Genomic DNA, 1106 nt, shown 5'->3' with positions numbered 1-1106 from the left:
ATCCAAATTTTAAAATCTTCCAGAACTGAGTAGTAATCATGCTTAGCATCTATGAAAATAAGTTCCGCTTTAATTTGAGACTTTAACAATGTATGGGCAGCTTCTACTGAAGTCTGTCGTATAAATTCAACTTGATTTTTCCATTTTCTTATTTCTCTTTTAGCTATGAATTGTGGAAATGAAAAGTTTAACAACTTTTCTAATCTTAAATTCAAAAAATATGGGTCTATAAGATAGAGTTTCCCATCACTATCCATACTTTGACAGAATACTTTACTGGTAACACCTTCAAAGACACCTATCTCGATAATGCACTTTTTTCCCTTCGCAAAAATTGAAAGCATCTCCTGTTCATACGGAGTAAGTGAAGTATAAGCATTTCTAAAGCCTAAAAGGTATTTCATGAATGCTACAGTATAACTACTAACAATTCTATTTATAATTGCAGAAGCCTTATTACTTGAATTCATTGTAAAAAAACAATTTCTCAGTTGCTACTTTTTAGCTTTGAAATAAATACTCTGACCTTGTCTATTCATCGCTCTGAGCGTAATTAAAGCCAATGGCAGAAATGTTGCTTTTTCAAATATTTTTGAACACTCATTAATGACTTTAAAAAAATTCCCTACAAATATATGCATCTTTTTATTCCCTTCTTTATTTTTAATGATTTCACCCATTGTTAGGTATGCCAATTGTTCATCACCTGAAAAGAACTTTTTTATTTTCAATCTGGCCACATTCATAAAATTTCCTAGAATCACTCTTTGCCACCAGTACGATGCCTCTAAAAGAGAGAAAAAATAGCACGGTTTTAGCCAGATATCGGTGAAGTCATTCTTTTCAAGATAAATTTTTAATATTTCCGTAGACCATCTTGTAAAATGATGAGGTGGATAATCTCCAAAACCGAACGCTCTATCAGACAGTTTTGCTAGAAATCTATCTCTATTGGGGACCGACCCAGCGATAAATCCATCCTTCTTCAATAATGTTGTAATATCTTGTATAAAAGACTGCAAATTGTCCTGGTGTTCTAAGACTTCAAAGAAAGTAATGATATCAAATTGTATGTTCTTCATTTTTGCAAAATCTACAAACTCTGT

At 31.9% G+C, this 1106-nt stretch carries 2 protein-coding genes; both read right to left on the bottom strand.

What is annotated here, in order from left to right; translation table 11 throughout:
- The coding region (locus tag AB1349_14595; protein MEW6558555.1) for a class I SAM-dependent methyltransferase at window positions 1–470 on the bottom strand (470 nt) is incomplete at its 3' end.
- Between the two features lie 24 nt (window positions 471–494).
- Window positions 495–1106 (bottom strand): methyltransferase domain-containing protein (locus AB1349_14590; GenBank protein MEW6558554.1); only part of this gene is annotated, 612 nt, incomplete at its 5' end.

The organism is Elusimicrobiota bacterium, from assembly GCA_040757695.1.
GTDB lineage: Bacteria > Elusimicrobiota > UBA8919 > UBA8919 > UBA8919 > JBFLWK01.
This window is presented reverse-complemented; position numbering and strand designations above follow the sequence as displayed.